General features: G+C 71.9%; 16 protein-coding genes. 3 read left to right on the top strand and 13 right to left on the bottom strand.

All coding sequences use genetic code 11. The annotated features are described in order from the left end of the window. Window positions 1-7: 7 nt before the first annotated feature. Window positions 8-979, bottom strand: coding sequence for a small ribosomal subunit Rsm22 family protein (locus tag OG946_RS08710; RefSeq protein ID WP_326800187.1), 972 nt, complete (start codon window positions 977-979; stop codon window positions 8-10). 111 nt (window positions 980-1,090) lie between these two features. Further along, a complete protein-coding gene (locus OG946_RS08705; protein ID WP_326795552.1) occupies window positions 1,091-2,761 on the bottom strand; it encodes a hypothetical protein in 1,671 nt (556 codons plus the stop codon). Between the two features lie 141 nt (window positions 2,762-2,902). Between OG946_RS08705 and OG946_RS08700 the strand changes: the two genes are divergently transcribed. Then, window positions 2,903-4,051, top strand: coding sequence for a glycosyltransferase (locus tag OG946_RS08700; protein ID WP_326795551.1), 1,149 nt, complete (start codon window positions 2,903-2,905; stop codon window positions 4,049-4,051). Window positions 4,052-4,112: 61 nt separating this feature from the next. On the opposite strand, the gene OG946_RS08695 is transcribed toward OG946_RS08700, so the two are convergent. Beyond that, a complete protein-coding gene (locus OG946_RS08695) occupies window positions 4,113-4,709 on the bottom strand; it encodes a TetR/AcrR family transcriptional regulator (protein ID WP_326795550.1) in 597 nt (198 codons plus the stop codon). 93 nt (window positions 4,710-4,802) lie between these two features. On the opposite strand from OG946_RS08695, the gene OG946_RS08690 reads away from it, so the two are divergent. Further along, window positions 4,803-5,735: a zinc-binding dehydrogenase gene (locus OG946_RS08690; protein WP_326795549.1), complete on the top strand. Its 933-nt coding sequence runs from the start codon at window positions 4,803-4,805 to the stop codon at window positions 5,733-5,735. Between the two features lie 177 nt (window positions 5,736-5,912). Here the strand turns inward: OG946_RS08690 and OG946_RS08685 are convergent, their stop codons facing one another. The 5 genes from OG946_RS08685 to OG946_RS08665 all read right to left on the bottom strand — a co-directional run bounded on the left by OG946_RS08685 (window position 5,913) and on the right by OG946_RS08665 (window position 10,758). After that, window positions 5,913-6,752: a glycosyltransferase family 2 protein gene (locus OG946_RS08685; RefSeq protein WP_326795548.1), complete on the bottom strand. Its 840-nt coding sequence runs from the start codon at window positions 6,750-6,752 to the stop codon at window positions 5,913-5,915. A gap of 9 nt (window positions 6,753-6,761) precedes the next feature. Then, a complete protein-coding gene (locus OG946_RS08680) occupies window positions 6,762-7,220 on the bottom strand; it encodes a hypothetical protein (protein WP_326795547.1) in 459 nt (152 codons plus the stop codon). Beyond that, a complete protein-coding gene (locus tag OG946_RS08675; RefSeq protein ID WP_326795546.1) occupies window positions 7,220-9,343 on the bottom strand; it encodes a CBM96 family carbohydrate-binding protein in 2,124 nt (707 codons plus the stop codon). Before OG946_RS08675 ends, OG946_RS08680 begins: the two co-directional genes overlap by 1 nt. Window positions 9,344-9,408: 65 nt before the next feature. Next, the gene (gmd, locus tag OG946_RS08670; protein ID WP_326795545.1) at window positions 9,409-10,422 is read right to left on the bottom strand and encodes a GDP-mannose 4,6-dehydratase; all 1,014 of its coding nucleotides are present in this window, start codon (window positions 10,420-10,422) and stop codon (window positions 9,409-9,411) included. 96 nt (window positions 10,423-10,518) lie between these two features. Beyond that, the gene (locus OG946_RS08665) at window positions 10,519-10,758 is read right to left on the bottom strand and encodes a zinc ribbon domain-containing protein (RefSeq protein WP_442814596.1); all 240 of its coding nucleotides are present in this window, start codon (window positions 10,756-10,758) and stop codon (window positions 10,519-10,521) included. Between the two features lie 209 nt (window positions 10,759-10,967). Between OG946_RS08665 and OG946_RS08655 the strand changes: the two genes are divergently transcribed. Continuing rightward, on the top strand, window positions 10,968-11,909 hold the full coding sequence (locus OG946_RS08655) for a GDP-L-fucose synthase family protein (RefSeq protein WP_326795542.1): 942 nt from the start codon (window positions 10,968-10,970) through the stop codon (window positions 11,907-11,909). Window positions 11,910-12,184: 275 nt separating this feature from the next. On the opposite strand, the gene OG946_RS08650 is transcribed toward OG946_RS08655, so the two are convergent. From OG946_RS08650 to OG946_RS08630, 5 genes are all read right to left on the bottom strand, one after another. Next, window positions 12,185-13,651, bottom strand: coding sequence for a sugar transferase (locus OG946_RS08650; RefSeq protein WP_326795541.1), 1,467 nt, complete (start codon window positions 13,649-13,651; stop codon window positions 12,185-12,187). A gap of 275 nt (window positions 13,652-13,926) precedes the next feature. Then, the gene (gene arfA / locus OG946_RS08645; protein ID WP_326795540.1) at window positions 13,927-15,468 is read right to left on the bottom strand and encodes an arabinosylfuranosidase ArfA; all 1,542 of its coding nucleotides are present in this window, start codon (window positions 15,466-15,468) and stop codon (window positions 13,927-13,929) included. 51 nt (window positions 15,469-15,519) lie between these two features. After that, window positions 15,520-16,431, bottom strand: coding sequence for a carbohydrate ABC transporter permease (locus OG946_RS08640; protein ID WP_326795539.1), 912 nt, complete (start codon window positions 16,429-16,431; stop codon window positions 15,520-15,522). A 3-nt stretch (window positions 16,432-16,434) separates the two neighbouring features. Then, complete coding sequence (locus OG946_RS08635; protein ID WP_326795538.1) at window positions 16,435-17,367, bottom strand: carbohydrate ABC transporter permease; 933 nt, start codon at window positions 17,365-17,367, stop codon at window positions 16,435-16,437. A gap of 39 nt (window positions 17,368-17,406) precedes the next feature. Next, a complete protein-coding gene (locus tag OG946_RS08630; protein ID WP_326795537.1) occupies window positions 17,407-18,810 on the bottom strand; it encodes an extracellular solute-binding protein in 1,404 nt (467 codons plus the stop codon). Window positions 18,811-18,939 lie beyond the last annotated feature (129 nt).

Genomic DNA, 18,939 nt, shown 5'->3' with positions numbered 1-18,939 from the left:
CCAAGCACTACGCCCCGTCGTGGCCGTCGTCTCCCGGCGGCGGCCACGCGTCGCCCCACCGCACGTCCCGGGCGGCGCGGTAGCGGGGGCCCTGCCGCTTGGAGACGGTGGTACGGGCCAGCCCCTCGCCGGCCGTGCACAGCTCCAGCAGCACCAGCCCCTTGCGGAGCTGCGGATGCCGTACGACGCGCGCGGGCGCCGGGGCCCTTGCGGGGACCCGTACCGCCGCCACGTACGAGAACTTCTCGTCCTCGTGCCCCAGCTCGCCGCCCTTGACCCGGCGGTGCAGCGCGGAGCGCTGCACGCGGGCGGCGAAGTGGCACCAGTCGGCGGTCCCCTCCATGGGGCACCGCGCGCTGTGCGGGCACGGCGCCAGCACCTCGTAGCCGGCGTCGACGAGCTGCTGCCGGGCCGCGAGCACCCGGAGGTAGCCCTCCGGAGTCCCCGGCTCCACGACGACGACGGCCCCCTCCGCCGCCTGAGCGGCTGAGGCGACGACCTCGCGCCGTACGTGCTCGGGCAGCTCGCCGAGGACGTACGACACGGTGACGAGCCCGGCCGGAGCCCACCCGGGGCCCGCCGGGGCGGTGCCGAGCGCGCGGCGGCGCCACTCGGCGGCACGTACCGCGGGGGCGGCGGCGCCTGCTGCCAGCTCGCTGCCGAGCGCCAGCGCCGGCTCCGCCTGGTCGAGGACGACGGTCGGGCGCTGCCCGTCCGGCCAGACCGCCGCGGCCGCCCATACCGCGGCGCCGGTCCCGCCGCCCACGTCGAGGTGGCTGTCCGGCGCCCAGCCGGGCGCGGCTTCCGCCAGCGCGCTGAGCGCGGCCCGTACGGCCTGGAAGGTGGCGGGCATCCGGTACGCGGCGTACGCCGCCACGTCGTCCCGGTCGCGCAGCGCCGGGGCGCGGCCGCCGCCCCGGTAGCCGGCGATGAGCCGCTCCACGGCCGCCGCCGCCCGCCGGGTGCCGACGCCCTCCAACTGCCGTCCGAGCGCACCCCGAAGATCATCCTCGACATCCACGCCCCGAGCCTACGGCCCGCCGCACCGGCCCTTTGACCGCGGCACCGCAACCGGCGCGGGTACGCGGCCTCAGCGCAGCCGCTTGTGCTCCTCCGGCCGGAACGTCGTCACCAGCGCCAGACACAGCACCGCGATCCCGATCCGCCCCGTGGCCTGGAGCAGCGGCCCCCGCAGCAGGATGAACGAGTACCCCGCGATCAGCGGGACCACCGTCGCCATCACGTTCCCCGGATCCCGCGACATGTGCCCCGACTCGGCGAACCTCCGGTCCGTACGCGCCGCGGCGTACCCCACCAGCAGCAGCCCGCCCGCCATGCCCAGCGGCCCGAAGTCGAGCCACAGCTCGGTCCACAGCGGCGAGGACAGGTTGACGTTCGTCATCCCCATCCACGTGCCGACCTTGACGCCCGAGTCGAGCTGCTTGTCCTCCCACACCGACCGGGGGACGAAGAAGAACGCCGACGACGCCAGTTGCTTGCCGTACGTGTGGCCCGTGCCGGAGTCCACGTACGAGATGGTGTTCGCGAACATCACCGTCTGGTCGTAGTCCTTCATCACCAGCGGCTCCAGCACCGAGCCCGACTGCGTCTGCTTCCGCCCGCCCTCGTCGTAGCGGAACTTGTCCGCGAACGGGAACAGCAGCACCGCCATCGCCACGCCCCCCGCGAGCGCCGCCCGGTACACCACGGGGCTGCGCGGGAAGGCGGTGAACAGCAGCGCGAAGGCGACGGTGAGGAACCAGTACCGCGGGTTGGAGATCGGGTTGTTGACGATCGCGTTGATCAGAACGAGCCCCGCCCACGGCAGCACCACGGCAGGCTGCCGCCGGGCCCGCCGGGACACCACCAGCCAGCGCGTCATCATCAGCAGCGCCAGCAGCGCGGGCACCGTACCGAAGCCGCGCAGGAACGCCGAGCCGACCTGGGAGTCGGACGTGCCGCCCGCGGTCAGCTCGTCGCTGATCGCCTGGCGGCTGCCGAAGAACGGCGCGGGGCCGCCGAAGGACGCGATGAGCAGGGCGCTGCCCGCGTACGCGAAGATCACCAGCAGGTACAGGCGGCGCTTGTTGACCGAGGCCACCGGGCGTGGCCGGCTCAGCCGGGCCTCGGAGGCGTGCCGCGACAGCAGCGCGCCGACGTCGAAGGCGACGAAGCCGGCGAGGATGAGCGCCACGGCCATCGTGAAGTCGCCGCGGGTGCCGACGACGGGGGTCGGGGTCTGCTCCAGCACGATCTGCGCCAGCGGCGCGACGCCCATCGCGACGTAGCAGAAGAGCCAGACGGTGCCCTGGATGAGCCGCCGCCGGGTGGTGAGGACCATCGCGGAGAGGCGGGCGCCCGCGTAACAGGTGGTGGCGAGCTGGAGCCAGAACACCGCGTCGCGTACGTCGGGCTGGGAGCGGCCGGCGACGGCCAGCGGCAGGACGAAGACGAGCGCGACGACGAGCGGGACGGCCAGGGCGCGGGAGAGGACGGCGCGGGGGGCGGGGCTCTTGGGGATGACGAAGGGCGTGAACGGGCGCCGGACGCGGGTGGCGGTGGCGGTGGCGGTGGCGGTGGCGGTGGCGGTGGCGGTGGGGCTCGGGTTCGGGTCCGGGGTCGCCGCGCGGGCGCGGCGGGCGGCCTTCGCGGCGAGCGGCGCCATCCGGATCTGCACGGTCTCGTCGAGCGGCACCCGGCCCCCGCCGTCACCGCCGACCGCGCCGTCGCCGGACCGCGGCCCGTCCGCTTGGTCTGCCATCGCCCCGAACTGCCCCCGCCCCGTATCGCCCCGTATAGCCGTCCCGCAACCGAAGACAGTCTAAATAGGCTCGGGGTTGTGCGGCGGGTAGGCTCCGGGAACATACGTACGGTGCCGGGGGGTGCCGGGGAGGGGACCGTCTTGAGAGTTCTGCATGTCGTCACGCTGCACACGCCCACGAACGACTTCGGCGGGCCCACGCGCGTCGCGCTCAACCTGTCCAAGGGACTGCGGGCCCGGGGCGTCGACTCGCGCATCGCCACCCTCGGCGACGGCTTCGAGGGCCCGCTGCCCCGCGACATCGACGGCGTGCCCACGTTCATGTACCAGGCCAAGCACGTGCTGCCGCGGTTCGAGGTGAGCGGCATCACCTCGCCGGCCCTGCTGGCCCGTGCCCGCCGCCTCGTCCGCTCCGCGGACGTCGTGCACGTCCACCTCATGCGGGACCTCATCACGCTGCCGTTCGCGCTCATCGCGCAGCAGGCGGGGGTGCCGGTGGTGCTGCAGACGCACGGCATGATCGACCCCACCGAGAAGCCGGTGGCCCGCGCCGTCGACGTGCTCGGGCTGCGCCGGGCGCTGCGCAAGGCGGACGCGACGCTGTACCTCACGGAGTTCGAGCACGGCGAGATCCAGGCGGTCGTCCCGGACACACCGCTGAACCGGCCGCGCCGCCTCGTCAACGGCGTGCTGCCGCAGGAGCGCAGGCCCGCGCGGACGTCGGGGCCGCCCACGGTGGTGTACGTCGCGCGGGTGCAGGAGCGTAAGCGTCCCGAGGACTTCATCCGGGCGATCCCGGTGGTGCTGGCGAAGGTCCCGGACGCCCGCTTCGTCCTCGCGGGCCCCGACACCGGCGCGCTGGCCGAGCCGATGATGCGGCTGGCGGCGCAACTGGGCGTGGCGGACTCGGTGTCGTACGTCGGCTCCCTCGCTCCCGCTGAGGTCCTGGCCCAGCACCGCAAGTCCGACGTCTACGTCCTCCCGTCGGTCGTCGAGCCGTTCCCGGTCTCGGTCCTGGAGGCCCTGTCGGTCGGCGTCCCGGTCGTGATCACCCGCACCTGCGGCCTCGGCCCCGACGTCGCGGAGGCCGGCGCGGGCCGCGTCCTCGACAGCCGCGCCGACACGGACAACGGCCCCCTGGTGGGCCAGGCGGTCCTGGAACTCCTGGACCCGACGGCCAACGAGGAAGCCTCCAAGGCCGCCTGGAACCTCATCAACGCCCGCTTCGCCATCGACGGCGTGGTCGACACCCTCCTCGACGTCTACGACGAGGTCCGCGTTCGCCGGTGAGCGGCTGGCGCTGCCGCGAGGCCCTCTTGCGGCGCGCCCGCGTCGAGAACCACGAGGGTGACTAGACCTTGACGCCCAGGCTGCGGGGCATGGCGGCGAAAGTGCGCCGCACGCAGCGCGGCAGATCGCCGGGGGGGCATTCGGGCAGCCACTCGTCCAGTGCACAACGCCATGTGGCGACACAGAACTCGACGAGCAGCCGCGCCTCAAGACTGTCCTGTGTTCCGAGCCGGCGGGTGATCTCGGCCTGCATCTCAGCGCAGTGGCGCAGGGAGTGCCCGTTCAGGGACGGCGATTGCTCGATCAGTTTCAGGGTGGCCGAGAAACGCGGATACCAGTCCTCGTCCATGCGGTCGAGGGTGGTCAGCATCGCGTCGCGGAAAACGTCGGCCAGTCGTCCGGACTTCTCCGTCTCCTCCAGGACCAGCAGGTAGGTGCTCCAGAGCTGTTTGACGGCCGTGAGTGCCACGTCCTCCTTGGAGCGGAAGTTGCGGAAGAAGGTCCGCCTCGACACCTCCACCGTTTCGAGGAGCGCATCGAGCGGCGTGTTGTCGAAGCCTCGCTCGGTGAACAGCGAGACGGCCGTTTCGGCCAGGGCTTGGCGGGTGCGCAGCTTCTTGCGCTCACGCAACGAGGCGGGCTGTCGGACGGTCGTCATCCACACCAGCCTAACGGACACGCTCCTCACGCGCATATGCTTCAATTAGGCAAACGCCACACTGTGGCACTTTGCCATGGAGGAGGGATCCCTATGCGTGCACTCGTTGTGGACCACAGCGCGGCAGCGCACCTCTCGCTGGTCGAGGTGGCCGATCCGAAACCCGCACCGGGCGAGGCCCTGGTGCGGGTCGAAGCGGTCTCGCTGAACTACGGCGAGGTCAAGGGCGCCGCGGACCCGAAGACGCCGGACGGCACGGTGATCGGCTGGGACGCGGCGGGTGTGGTGGTCAACGCGGCGGCCGACGGATCGGGGCCGGCCGAGGGGGTCCGCGTCGTCACCCTGGGCGGGGCGGGCTGGGCGGAACTGCGCGCCGTCCCTGCCACTCTGCTCGGCGTGGTGCCGGACGACGCCGACCTCGGCGCCGTCAGTACCGTCCCGGTCGCCGGGCTGAGCGCCCTGCACGTGGTGCGCCGCCTGGGCCCGCTCCTCGGCCGCCGGATGATGGTCACCGGCGCCTCCGGAGGGGTCGGCCGCTACGCAGTGCAGCTCGCCGCCCGTGCGGGGGCGGAAGTCGTGGCGATCAGCCGGAACCCCGACCAGGCGGACGGTCTGCGAGCGCTGGGCGCGCACGAGGTCCACACCGATCCGGCCGCCGTGGACCGGCCCGTACACGCCGTTCTGGACAACGTCGGCGGCCGGCAACTGGTGGACGCCTTCGCCGCTCTGCAGGCCCACGGCGTGCTGGTGAGCGTGGGCCGGTCGTCCGAGTCCAACGCGGTCTTCCCACCCGAGGCGTTGCAGGGCGACGAAGGGCGGCACGACAGGTCGATCCGTACCTTCTTCCTGCTCCGCAACCCGGCCACGGATTTCTCCGCCGACCTGGCCTGGCTGGCCGCCGAGGTCGCCACCGGCCGCCTCGACCCGGGAATCCGGTGGCGTGGCCCGTGGACCCGCTACGACGAGGCGGTGCAGGCACTGATCGGCCGCCGCTTGCACGGCAAAGCGGTGTTGGACGTCGGCTGACCCGGCTCCGGTGGGGTGGTCAGGCGTGGGTGGTGGTGTGGGCGGGGAAGGCGGACCAGGCGCCGCAGTGCCGCCACTGCACCGGCGGCTGGGAGTTCTCGTGCGTCGTCACCGCGTTCACCTCACCCCTCGCCCCTCTGCTCACAGGAGCGAGCCGGGTTCACTCCGTGAGGGGAACTACGCGCGCTCCTCGCGGGTCTTCAGGCCGATCTGCCAGCGGTAGAAGCTCATCGCCAGGGCGTAGTCCAGGCCCGCGCGGCCGTCGAGGAAGCCGCGTTTGTAGACGTAGGCGTACGCGAACGACACCAGGGGCTTCAGCGGGGCCTTGTGGAAGAGCTGGCCCTGGCGGGTCTTGGCCTGGCGGATCTCCTCGCGGACCTCCGGGTGGAGTTCCAGCCACGCCTCCCAGTCCGAGTAGCGGTTGTGCCGCTCGAACCACGTGCGGACCGGGTCCAGGTCCTCGTGCTCGATCGTGGCGCTCAGCCGGACCACCGGGCCGTCGGCGAGCGGCTGGTAGTGGCCCTCCTGCTCGCCCATGCCCGGGGCGTCCAGGTCGCCCAGCTCCGGGAAGCGGACGCGGGTGCGGTCCATCAGGGCGCGTTTGACGATGGTGTAGCCGTGGCGCAGGCGCTTGCCCGCGAACCAGTAGCCCAGCGGGATGTCGAACGCTGCCGGGGCCACCTTGAGCGAGCCGTCGGCCGCCGGGTCGAAGATGCGGTGGAGTTCGGCGATCAGCTCCGGGCTCGGGGTCTCGTCGCCGTCGACGAACAGCATCCAGTCCAGCTCGGGATGGATCTGGTCCAGGCACCACTGCTTCTTCTTCGGGTACTTGCCGTCCCAGGTGTACGGGACGATCTCGGCGCCTTCGTCCGCCGCGAGGGCGCGGGTGTCGTCCGTGCTGTCCGAGTCGACCACCACCACGGCCTCGAAGTGGTCGATGACGGACCGCACCGTCGTCGCGATGTTCTCGGCCTCGTTCTTGGTCGGTATCGCGACGACGATGGGCAGTCTCTTCAAGCCGAACTCCTACAGCAGGTCTTCGTACTGGGGGCAGAGGGTGCGGATCGCGTCCTCCGCGTTGGCGATGTCGCCGGAGCGGATGGCCTCCCGGGCCAGCTCGTCGTCCGTCGCCGCCGCGCTCTCGATCTTGGCGCAGGCCTCCTCGCCCGCCTCCAGGATCGCCGCCGGGTCGACGCCCTCGGGCACCCGGTCCTTCAGATACGTCTTCTCCTTCTCGGAGAACTCGCCCTCGGCGGGCTCCAGCTCGGCCTCCGGCACCTTCTCTGTGTCGTCGGTTTTCTCCTCGTCCGCCGGGCCCGGGTCCTTCGGGGTGCGGTCGCTCTCCTGCTGGGACGCCGAGGGCTTGGCGGCCGCGTCGTCCTCGTCGCCGCCCCCGCTGCAGCCGGCCAGGGCCAGGACGGCGGCCGCCGCGGCGGCCACCGTCGCGAGCGCCGCCCGGGAACTCCGTGTCGTACGGGCGGACATCAGCCCGCTCCGAACGTCAGCGTCAGCTTCGGCGCGTACGAGGTCTCGCGCGACCGCACCCACCAGGCGTCGGTGCCGTCGCTGGTCAGCGCCACGTCCAGGGTGTCGCCCAGCGAACCGCTGAGCTGGGCGGCGGAGAGCGACGCGGTGTAGTCGGTGTCCAGCTCCGTCGCGCCGGTGAACTTGCCCAGCACCGTGGCCGACAGCTCGGGCCGGCCCGCGTACGTCACCTCCGACTCCGACCAGGCGCCGGTGACCGGCTGCACGCTGATGGTGTCCGGGGTGCCGGCGCTGGCGTCGGTGGTGGTGCGCAGCGTCAGCTTCGCGGACTTCAGCGTCATCCCGCTCGGCGCCTGGGGCAGCGAGAACCGCAGGTAGCTGAGGTACGGGGAGGTCTTCCTGACCAGGAGCTGGTTGTGCGAGCCGTAGTTGGCGCTCGCCGCCGAGCCGTTGGCGTACGCGTCGGCGGTCGCGGTGCGCTCCACCGTGGTCTCCGCCGGCGTGCCCGGCGTGGTCACCGTCACCGCCGCGGACTTGGCGGTGGTGTTGCCGGCGGCGTCGCTCGCGGTGATCTGGTAGCTGTACGTCGTACCGGGCTTGACCGTGCTGTCGGTGAAGGTGCCCTGCGGCAGCGTCCAGAAGGTGGAGTCCAGCGTCGGCTCGGTCGCCAGCGCCTCGCCGTTGCGGTAGATCGTGTACGCCAGCTTGCTGTCGTCCCGGTCCCAGCCGGCCGTCCAGCGCAGCCGCACGCCGCCCGAGACGTTCGCCGCGGTCACGCCGGTGGCGCCGGCGACGGGCTTGCGGGAGTCGGGGGCGTCGGCGAAGCGGACCAGGCCCTGCTGGAGCTTGTTGCCGTTGGACTGGATCCGGGTGAACTCGCCGCCGACCCACATGTAGTCCTTGCCGCCGCTGGACGAGGTGACCATCACGCGCGGGCCGATCTGCTCGGTGCCGGACGGGCCGTCGTCGGTGTCGGGGAACCAGGACAGCAGCGGCTTGGGGTTGTCCACGGACTCCGCGAGCAGGTGCTGCCGCTCGTTCAGCTCCGGGAACTGGCCCATGCTGCTGCAGTTGTGCGCGTGCGAGACGCTGTACAGCACGTCCTTGTAGACGGTGACGTCCTGGGTGGCGCCCAGGCAGGTGTCGCGCCAGCGCTGGGTGAAGCTGCTGTTGAGGTTCATCGCGAGCCGGCCGTCGAAGACGCCGCCGCCGTGGCCCTCGTGCGCGGTGTAGATGCCCGACTCGTCGATGTAGATGCCCTTGACGAGGGAGTTCCAGTGCAGCTCGTACGGGTTGTTCTGGTTGTTGCTGACGCCCTTGAAGGCCCGTACGGTCGCGCCGGTGTCGGCCCGGACGACGGCCAGGCCGTGCACACTGGCGTCGCCGTTGAGCCCGTTGAAGTCGCCGCCGACCACCACGTGCTGCCCGTTGGGGGTCTCCTCGATGACGCGTCCTGCCCGGTCCGGGCCTGCATTGGCCTTCCAGGAGTTCAGCGCGCCGGTGGTCGCGTTGACGGCGGCGAACTTCACCCGGCTCTCGCCGCGGACGGTCTTGAAGTCGCCCGCCATGTACAGCCGGCCGCTCGCCGCGGCGTCGAGACCGTAGACCCGGGCGGAGACGGCGCCGGCGTTGAAGCCGGTCTTCACGGTGCACGACGCGATGTCGATGGCCGCGACGCGGCTGCGCGAGACGCCGTTGACGGTGCCGAACTCGCCGCCCGCGTAGAGCGTCTTGCCGTCGGGGGAGACGGTCAGCGCGCGTACGGTGGCGGTGCCGGAGCCGATGGTGAAGTTCAGCTTGCAGTCCGTCGGCTCACCGGTCGCCGCGTTGAAGGCGGCGAAGTTCGCGACCTTCGTCTCGCTGGTGCCGGCCGCCGCGCCGGGCGGGCGGATGGCGGAGAACGTACCGCCCGCGAAGACCACGCCGTTCGACTCGGCCATGGACCAGACCACGCCGTTGGTCTGCCAGGTCGACAGGTCGTCCGCGGTCATCGCCACCGGCGGCGTCACCGCCTCGGCCTCGGGCGAGGAGTACGTGACGCCGACCGTCACGAGCGTGCCCGTCACCACCGCGAGGGCGACGCCGAGCGCCCCCCACTTCCGCGTCCTTCTGTGCTTGTGCATGAGCCCCCCTGGGCCGTCGTCCCCTGCGGCCGCGCGTCGCGAGTCCGGGGGGAGAATATCCGTTTTTACCTGTCGATCCTGACGGTGGCGCCGGTGAGTTCGGCGTCGAGCGCCCCGATGTCCGCCTCCACCATGATCCGTGCCAGCTCCGGCCACTTGACCTGCGGCTTCCAGCCGAGCAGGTCGCCTGCCTTCGAGGCGTCTCCGATGAGCGCGTCGACCTCGCTGGGGCGCTCGTACTTGGGGTCGAAGCGCACGTACTCCGTCCAGTCGAGGTCCGCGGTGCGGAAGGCGGCCTCCAGGAACTGGCGGACGCTGCCGGCTTCGCCGGTGGCGACCACGTAGTCGTCCGGCACGTCGCGCTGGAGCATCAGCCACATCGCCTCGACGTACTCCGGGGCGTAGCCCCAGTCGCGTATCGCGTCGAGGTTGCCCATGTAGAGGCGGTCCTGGAGACCCGCCCTGATCCGCGCCACGGCGCGGGTGATCTTCCGGGTGACGAAGGTCTCACCGCGGCGCGGCGACTCGTGGTTGAAGAGGATGCCGTTGACCGCGAAGAGGCCGTACGCCTCCCGGTAGTTCACCGTCGACCAGTAGCCGAAGACCTTGGCGCAGCCGTACGGGCTGCGCGGGTGGAAGGGGGTCCGCTCATTCTGCGGCGGCGGGGCGGAGCCGAACATCTCCGAGGACGACGCCTGGTACAGCCGGGTGTCGATGCCCGCGGCGCGCACCGCCTCCAGCAGTCGCATGGAGCCGAGGCCGGTGATGTCCGCGGTGTAGAGCGGGGCGTCGAAGGAGACCCGGACGTGCGACTGGGCACCGAGGTTGTAGACCTCGTCGGGCGCCAGGTCGCGCAGCAGGTTCACCAGCGCGACGCCGTCGGAGAGGTCCGCGTGGTGCAGTACCAGGCGGCGTCCCGGCTCCTGCGGCTCCTGGTAGATGTGGTCGATGCGCTCGGTGTTGAACGACGACGAGCGCCGCACGAGTCCGTGCACCGTGTAGCCCTTGGCGAGCAGCAGTTCGGCGAGGTACGAGCCGTCCTGGCCGGTGACGCCGGTGATGAGGGCCGTCTTGCCCATGGGATCCTTCCCCCTGATCATTCCGCCGGATGGCAGAATTCGCACTTTTGACGTCCTCCTTCGCCCGGAGGCGAGGGATTCCCTCGGACTCTCCTCTCAGACAGGTAGGAGAGCCGGTGGAGGTTCGCGGTGCACCGGCCCGGCAGCCCGAGGCCCTTCCCGCGCAGCAACCGCCCGCCCGGCGGCCGTTCTGATGTTCTCGGCGGCGTTCACATCGGCGTTGCCCGTATGCCCGCAGGCGCGGCAACGGAAGACGGCTTGGCTCTCGCGCGCCTCCCGGTCCACTGTCCTGCAAGCCGAACGTACCCTGGAGCCGACCCGCGGCGAGGTGTCCACCACGAGTGCTGCTCGACGGCCAGGTTCCACACGAACCGGGCGTTCGCACAGTGCGAGGCGAGGACACGTTCCTGCCCGGCGGTAGGTCGCATTCGGTACCGGGACATGCGCTGAACGTAACATCCGTCGCTGACAACCACACCGGCAACGAAGGGAGAAGGGGCTTCCGTCCCGGGCTCGCGCCTCGGAGTCGCCGCCCCGTACGTCCGATGACACCAACCACTGAGCTGCTTCCGCCCGGCGCGCGCGTCTTCGTCGCGGGCCACCGCGGTCTGGTCGGCTCGGCCGTCGCCCGCCGGCTGACCGCCGACGGCTACGACGTGGTCACCCGCACCCGGGCCGAGCTGGACCTGCGCGACGCGGAGCGGACGGCGGCCTGGCTGGCGGCCGTCCGGCCGGACGCGGTGGTGCTGGCGGCGGCCAAGGTCGGCGGGATCATGGCGAACAGCCGCTTCCCGGTGCAGTTCCTGGAGGACAACCTGCGCATCCAGCTGAGCGTCATCGCCGGCAGCCACGCGGCGTCCGTACGGCGGCTGCTGTTCCTCGGCTCCTCGTGCATCTACCCCAAGCTCGCCGACCAGCCGATCCGCGAGGACTCGCTGCTCACCGGGCCGCTGGAGCCGACGAACCAGGCCTACGCGCTGGCGAAGATCGCCGGCATCGAGCAGGTGGAGGCGTACCGCAGGCAGTACGGCGCGGCGTACATCTCGGCGATGCCGACGAACCTGTACGGCCCCGGCGACAACTTCGACCTGGAGACGAGCCACGTCCTGCCGGCCCTCGTCCGCCGCTTCCACGAGGCGCGGGAGACGGGCGCGGAGGAGGTCGTGCTCTGGGGCTCGGGAACGCCCCGGAGGGAGTTCCTGCACGTGGACGACCTGGCGGCGGCGTGCCTCACGCTGCTGCGCGGCTACGACGCGGACGGTCCGGTGAACGTCGGCTGCGGCGAGGACCTGACGATCCGCGAACTGGCCGAGACCGTACGGGACGTGGTCGGCTACCGGGGCCGCATCGCCTTCGACACGAGCCGCCCGGACGGCACACCGCGCAAGCTGCTGGACGTCTCCCGCATCACGGAACTGGGCTGGCGCCCGGAGATCGCCCTGCGGGAGGGCATCGCGGCGGTGTACGAGGACTGGCGTAAGCCCTGAGGGGCTGCGCCCCTCAGCGACCCCGCGACGGGGCTCCGAAGGGCTGCGCCCCTCGGGCTCCCCGCCCGCCGCCGCGGCTTCGCCGCGGGCGGCTGGGGCGGGCGCCTGCCCCGCCGCCCCAGCGGAACGGCCGGCCTGCGGCGGCCGGGCGCCGCAGGCGCCGGCCCGGAGCGCGGCGTGCGGCGGCCGTCCGGGGCGCGGTGCCACCGCGCCCCGGACCGCCGGCCGCGCCGCCTCAACGGCCGTGCGACGCAGGCAGAGTGGTGTCCCGCGTCTCAATACGCCCCCCGGCCGTCGACGACCGCGCGCAGGGTGCGGGCCATCACGTCCATGTCGTGGGCGAAGGACCAGTTCTCCACGTAGTGCAGGTCGAGCGCGACCGTCTCGTCCCAGGTGAGGTCCGAGCGGCCGCTGACCTGCCACAGGCCCGTCATCCCCGGCTTCACCGCCAGCCGGCGCAGCTCGGTGTCGCTGTAGCGGGCGACCTCCTCCGGCAGCGGCGGGCGCGGGCCGACCAGGGACATCTCACCGCGCAGCACGTTGAACAACTGCGGCAGTTCGTCCAGCGAACTGCGCCGCAGCACCTCGCCGACCCTCGTGACCCGCGGGTCGCGGCGGATCTTGAAGATCGGGCTGCCGTCGTGGTCGTTGACCACCGACAGCGCGGCCTTCTGCTGCTCCGCGTCCTCGACCATGCTGCGGAACTTCCACATCGTGAACGGCGCCCCGCCGCGCCCGAGGCGCGTCTGCCTGTGGAACACCGGCCCCGGCGAGGTGAACTTCACCGCCGCCGCGATCACCGCGAACACCGGCGCCAGCAGCGCGATGCCGATCGCCGCGGCCACCCGGTCGCTCGCCGCCTTCAGCGTCGACTGCGCACCCCGCCGCAGCGGCGGCGCGATGTGCAGCAGCGTCAGGCCCGCGACCACCGACAGCCGCAGCCGCCGCTCGGCGACCTCCGCTATGCCCGGCAGCACGGCCAGCGGCAGCCCCGCGTCGTGCAGTGCCCAGGCCAACTGCCGCAGCCGGGCCGCCGGCAGCAGCGGTCCGGGGGCGGCGAGGACCACGTCGGCGCCGTGTTCCCGGGCGGCGGCCAGCACCGCCTGGGCGTCCCAGCCCGCCCGGTCCGAGGGGACCCGGCCCAGCCGGGCGGCCTCCGGGGCGCCGCAGGACAGCGGCGCCTCGCCGACCGGGACGACGCCGACGACCACGTACTCGTGGTCCGTACGCGCCGCCAACTGGCCGACGACGTGGTCCGCGGTGGCCGGCTCGGCGACCACCAGCACGCGCCGCACCGCCTGGCCCTCCCGCCGGGACGCGACGAGGTGGTGGTGGAGCAGCTTGGCGGTGACGACGGTCAGCACCAGCGCCGGCAGCAGCGCGAGCAGCGCCGGCTGCGGTTCCGCGGCGCTGTCGGCGGTGAACGCGCGGACGACGGCGAGCACGCCGAAGAGCAGGAGCCAGTCCTGCAGCAGCGGCACCACCGCGCCCGACTCGCCGAGCTGCCGCGCGGAGTAGCGGCGCCGTGCGGCCCGTACGGCGAGCCAGCCCCCGGCGGCCAGCGCCGCGCAGAGCGCCGGATAGGGCTGCCGGGTGGTGAGGAAGACGAGCACGACGGGGATCGCGATCCCCGCCGCGTCGGTGACGAGGGCGGCCGGCAAATACCACGCCGGCTTTGCTGCGGCGGAGCGGACGCGGGTCCCGCGTCTCGGCTCCGCCGTCATGATCTCGGTATCGGACACTCCGATACGCCGCATGTTCCCCCCTGGCACATCGCGACTGATGAGGCGCACGCGATCCTCCCCTGGTCGACGCGCACCTTTCGCTCCCGGCACTTTAAGCCAGATTTGCGAAGAACGCCCATGGTTCGTGCAAAAAGGGCCTAGGTGTAGCGAGCTTCACACCAGGTCGGCGCCGTGCCGCGGCTTGCACCGTGCGGCTCACGACGTACGACTCCCGAGAGGGGCCGAGGGATGTACGGAGTTTTACGGCAGTTTCGATTGCCTACGGCATCCCGTCACGCACCCCGCTTCCGCAGCCGGAGCACGTTCCAGGATACGCACGGCAGTTCGGCCTCAAGCTCGCCGTCTGCGCTGATCCGCGCGGTGCCGACGGACCGCGGCAGCACCCGCCCCGGATCCGTCTCGGTGTTGGCCGCGTCCGGGTCGTCGTCGGCGAGGACCAGGTGTTCGAGGACCGTGTACTCGTCCGCACCGCCGTGCGTACCGAACCCGCGCAGCGCGACGGACAGCCGCAGCGGCTCGTCCTGGGCCCGGTTGACGGCCAGGATCGTCAGGTCGCCGCTCTCCTCGTCGTACGTCACCACGTGGTCGAGCGCGGGGACGTCGCCGTGCCGCGGGGTCTCGATCCGCGAGCCCGTACGGTCCGCCTCGGTGCGCAGCACCGTCCCCCGCGCGAACCGCGCGGCCTGCGCGAACGGATGGAAGACGGTCTGCCGCCAGGCGGGCCCGCCGGGCTCGCTGCGGATCGGCGCGATGACGTTGACGAGCTGCGCCAGGCAGGCCACGGCGACCCGGTCGGCGTGCCGGAGCAGGGTGATGAGCAGGGAGCCCACGACGGCCGCGTCGGTCACGGAGTACGTGTCCTCGATGAGCCGCGGCGTCTCGGCGGTGGCCAGGTTCCGCTCGCCGGGGAAGCGGGCCGCGTACCAGACGTTCCACTCGTCGAAGGAGAGCCGGATCCGCTTGTCCGCCCGGCGTACGGCACGGACGTGGTCGGCGGTGGACACCACGTCGGAGATGTACTGGTCCATGTGCGCGCCGGAGGCGAGGAAGCTCGCGCGGTCGCCGTCCAGCTCCTCGTAGTACGCGTGCAGCGACAGATAGTCGACCTCGTCGTAGGTCTCCTCCAGCACCTCGCGCTCCCAGGTGCCGAAGGTCGCCATCTGGGCGTTGGAGCTGCCGCAGGCGACCAGTTCGATCGACGGGTCGACCTGGTGCATGGCCTTGCCGGCCTCGGCCGCCAGCCGGCCGTACTCGCGCGCCGACTTGTGCCCCGTCTGCCACGGGCCGTCCATCTCGTTGCCCAGGCACCACAGCCGCACGCCGTGCGGGTCGGTGACGCCGTGCTTGATCCGCAGGTCGGACCAGGCGGTGCCGCCGGGGTGGTTGCAGTACTCGACGAGCGCGCGGGCGGCGTCGATGCCCCGGGTGCCGAGGTTGACGGCCATCATCGGCTCAAGACCCAGCCCCTCGGCCCAGGTCAGGAACTCGTTCGTGCCGACCTCGTTGGTCTCCACCGACCGCCAGGCGAGGTCGAGCCGGCGCGGCCGCTCGGCGACCGGGCCGACGCCGTCCTCCCAGTGGTAGCCGGAGACGAAGTTGCCGCCGGGGTAGCGGACCAGGCCGGTGCCCAGCTCGCGGACCAGCGCGGCGACGTCGCCGCGGAAGCCGGCGGCGTCGGCGGTGGGGTGGCCGGGCTCGTAGATCCCGGTGTAGACGCAGCGGCCCATGTGCTCGACGAACGTTCCGTACAGGCGCGGGTCCACCTCGCCGATGACGAACTCGGGGTCGACGGTGAACCTGGCGGTGTGCGGCATGCGGTGCCTTTCTCCGGGGGCGTTGACAGTGGTTCTCGGGGGCGTACGGGCCTACTTCAGGCCCGTACCGGCGATGCCCTCGACGATGCGGCGCTGGAAGAGCGCGAAGACGACGAGCAGCGGGATGGCGCCCAGCACGGCCGAGGCCATGAGCTGCGCGTACGGGATGCCGAAGGCGTCCTGTACGGAGTTGAGCCCGACCGGCAGCGTCATCATCTCCGGGTCGGTGACGACCAGCAGCGGCCAGAGGAAGTTGTTCCACACGGCCACGAAGACGAAGATCGTCACGGCCGACACGGCGGGCCGGGAGACGGGCATCACGATCTGCCAGTACGTGCGCAGCCAGCCGGCGCCGTCGGCGCGCGCGGCCTCGATCAGCTCTCTGGGGATGCCGTCGAAGAACTGCTTGAAGACGAAGACGGCGACGACGTTCGGCACCTGCGGCAGGACCACGCCCCAGTAGGTGTTGAGCAGGCCCACCTCCTGGAGCGCCAGGAACTGCGGGATCATCAGCACCTGCATCGGGATCATGATCCCGGCGAGCAGCAGCAGGAACACCCCGCGGCGGAAGCGGAAGCGCACCTGGGAGAGGCCGAAGGCGGCGAGCGAGGCGGTGACGACGGTGAGCACCGTGGTCAGCAGCGAGACGATGAAGCTGTTGGCGTACCAGTAGGGCAGCTTGCCCTTGTCGAAGAGGTCCTCGTACGCCGCGAAGGTGGGGTTCGAGGTGAACCAGGACGCCGGGTCGACGGCTATCTCGTCCGCGGGCCGGATGGATATCGCCGTCGCGAACAGCAGCGGCACCAGCCACAGCAGCGCGAAGGCGACGAGGACGCCGAGCGCGACGCGGTTGAAGAGCTTCTCGGCGTCGTAGCCGCGGCGGGGCGCGGGGGCGGCTGCGTCCGCGGGGGCGGGGGCGGGGGCGGTGGTGGTGGCGGCGGGGCCTTCTTTGGTGTGGGCCATGGCTCAGCTCTCCTTCTCTGCCCGGCGGACGAGGAAGAACCAGACCAGGGAGATCAGCAGGATGACGAGGAAGAGGAAGAGGGAGACGACCGAGGCGTAGCCGGTGCGGCCGTCGGTGAAGCCGGTGTCGACGATGTACTGCAGCGTGGGCCGGGTGGAGCCGTCGGGGCCGCCGCCGGTCATCATGTAGATCTGGTCGAAGACCTTCAGCGAGGCGACGATCTGCAGCACGGTGACGAGCGTCGTCGTCCGCCCCAGCATGGGGATGACCACGTGCCGGATCCGCTGCCAGGGGCCGGCGCCGTCCATGGCGGCGGCCTCGTGCACGTCGCGGGGGATCTCCTGCAGACCGGCGAGGTAGAGCACGAAGTTGAAGCCGATGGTCCACCAGACGGTGACGCCGGCCAGCGACCACATCGCCCAGTTGGGATCACCGAGCCAGGACGGCGGCGAGCTGACGCCGAGGGTCTTCAGCCAGTCCTGGGCCAGGCCGGTCTGGTCGGCGAGCACGCCCCACATGAAGATCAGGGAGACCGACGCGGACGGGATGACGTACGGCGCGAAGAACGCGAAGCGGATGAACCACCGGCCGCGTACGAACCGGTCGGCGAGGATCGCAAGACCCAGCGCCAGCAGCACCAGCGGGATGGTGGTGAGCACGGTGAACCACAGGGTGTGCTTCAGCGTGCGCCAGAACTCGGAGTCGCCGAGCACGTCCGCGTAGTTGGAGAAGCCGACCCAACTGCCGAAGCCGTCGCGCAGCAGGCTGCCGTTGAAGAAGCCCGCCACGAAGGTGTAGAGGAGCGGGCCGAGGAGGAAAACGATGTAAAAGAGCGCGAACGGCGCGACCAGGGCCGGGCCCGCGAGCCGGCCGCGGGTTTCGCGGGCGCGTGTCCTGTCGGGGGTGAGGGCGCCGGTGCCGACTGTGCTCGCCACGGGGATGCCTTTCGTTCGAGGGGGTGGGGGCGGCGGGGGTCAGATCGGGGACTCGACGTCCGCGAGCGTGCGCAGCTCCTCGCGGACGCGGGCCGCGGCGGCGCGCGGCGTCGACCGGCCGGCGAGCGCGGCGCTGACCGCGTCGCCCACCCGGTTCTGCAGGTTGCTGCCGGCGCCGCCGTACCAGGCGACGGGGTCGTAGACGGCGCCCTCGGCGGCGGCGGTGTAGTGGGACTGGGGCGTCAGCTCCCGGTACGCGGCCGAGCGCTGGGTCGGCAGCCACGCGGGGACGTGCCCGCCCTCGGCCCACAGCTCGCTGTTCGCCAGCAGCGAGGCGGTGAACTCCAGCGACAGGTCGAGGCGGTCGTCGTCCTGCTCCGGCTGCCGGGGCAGCACCAGGGCGTGGCTGTCGGCGAAGCAGGCGTACGGGGCGTCGTCGAAGATCCGCGGCAGCGGCCGCATGTCGAACTTCGCCCCCGAGTCCAGGACGGCGACGATCTGCCACACGCCGTCCATCAGGAACCCGGCCTCGCCGGTGGTGAGCAGGGTGATGGCGGCCTGCCCGTTGGCGCCGGTGGGTATCAGCTTCTCCTTGCCCAGGCGCTGGATGTACGCGAGCGCCTCCTCGGCGGCGTCGAGGTCGACCGTCACGGTGGCGCCGGCGTCGCCGACCAGCGGCCGGCCGCCGAGCTGGGTGTAGAAGGACAGGAACATGCGGAACTGGGTGGCGGTGTCCTTGATCGAGGCGACCGAGCCGCCCCAGACGCCGGTGACCTCCTTCGCCGCGCGCAGCGCGTCGGCGAACTTGTCCGGGCCGTCGATGTCGACCAGTTCGCCGCCGTCGAGCAGGCCGGCCTTCTCGGCGACGTCGGTGCGGAAGTACAGCGCGAAGGGGTGGGTGTCGATCGGGATGCCGTAGAGGCGGTCGTCGATGTGGGACTTGCGCCAGGGCTTGGCGTCGAACTTCTCCGGCGTCATGCCCTGCTTGGCGAGCGCGTCGGCGGGCAGCTCGCTGAGCAGCCCGGCCTGGGCGAGCACCGGCAGCTTCGACAGGTGCGCGATGGCGACGTGCGGGGGGCGCTTTCCGATGGTGGCGAGGCTGAGCTTGGTGTAGTACGGGTTGCCCCAGACGAAGGTGGTGGCCCGCAGGGTGCTGTCGGGGTGGTCCTTCTCGTACAGGTCCTGCATGGCGACCATGCGTTCGCCGTCGCCGCCGGTGAAGGGGTTCCAGAAGTTCAGCCGGTCCGCGGGGGGTTCGCCGCCGGTGAAGCCCTGGGCGATGGTCGTGCCGCAGCCGGTGAGCGCCGCGGTGGCGGCGGCGCCGGCGGCGAGGCCCGCGCCGCCGCGCAGCAGGGCGCGGCGGGAGGGTGCGTAGGGGGCTGCAGGTGTGCCGCGGGCGGGGTCGGGGGCCGCGCGGCCGGGGGAGTCGAGGCGTCGGAGCATGGCGGATGTCCCTTTCCGCGGCGAACTTGTACAACGTTGTAATGCGCTCTTGGTGGAACGTTGTATATCGCCGTGCGCACCACGTCAACAGCCCGCGCAGAAGGCGTAAGGTGTGCGCACCAGAACCTC

The sequence above is a fragment of the Streptomyces sp. NBC_01808 genome (assembly GCF_035917395.1).
Lineage (GTDB): Bacteria > Actinomycetota > Actinomycetes > Streptomycetales > Streptomycetaceae > Streptomyces.
The sequence above is the reverse complement of the archived record's forward strand: the minus strand, read 5'-3'. Positions and strand labels throughout refer to the sequence as shown.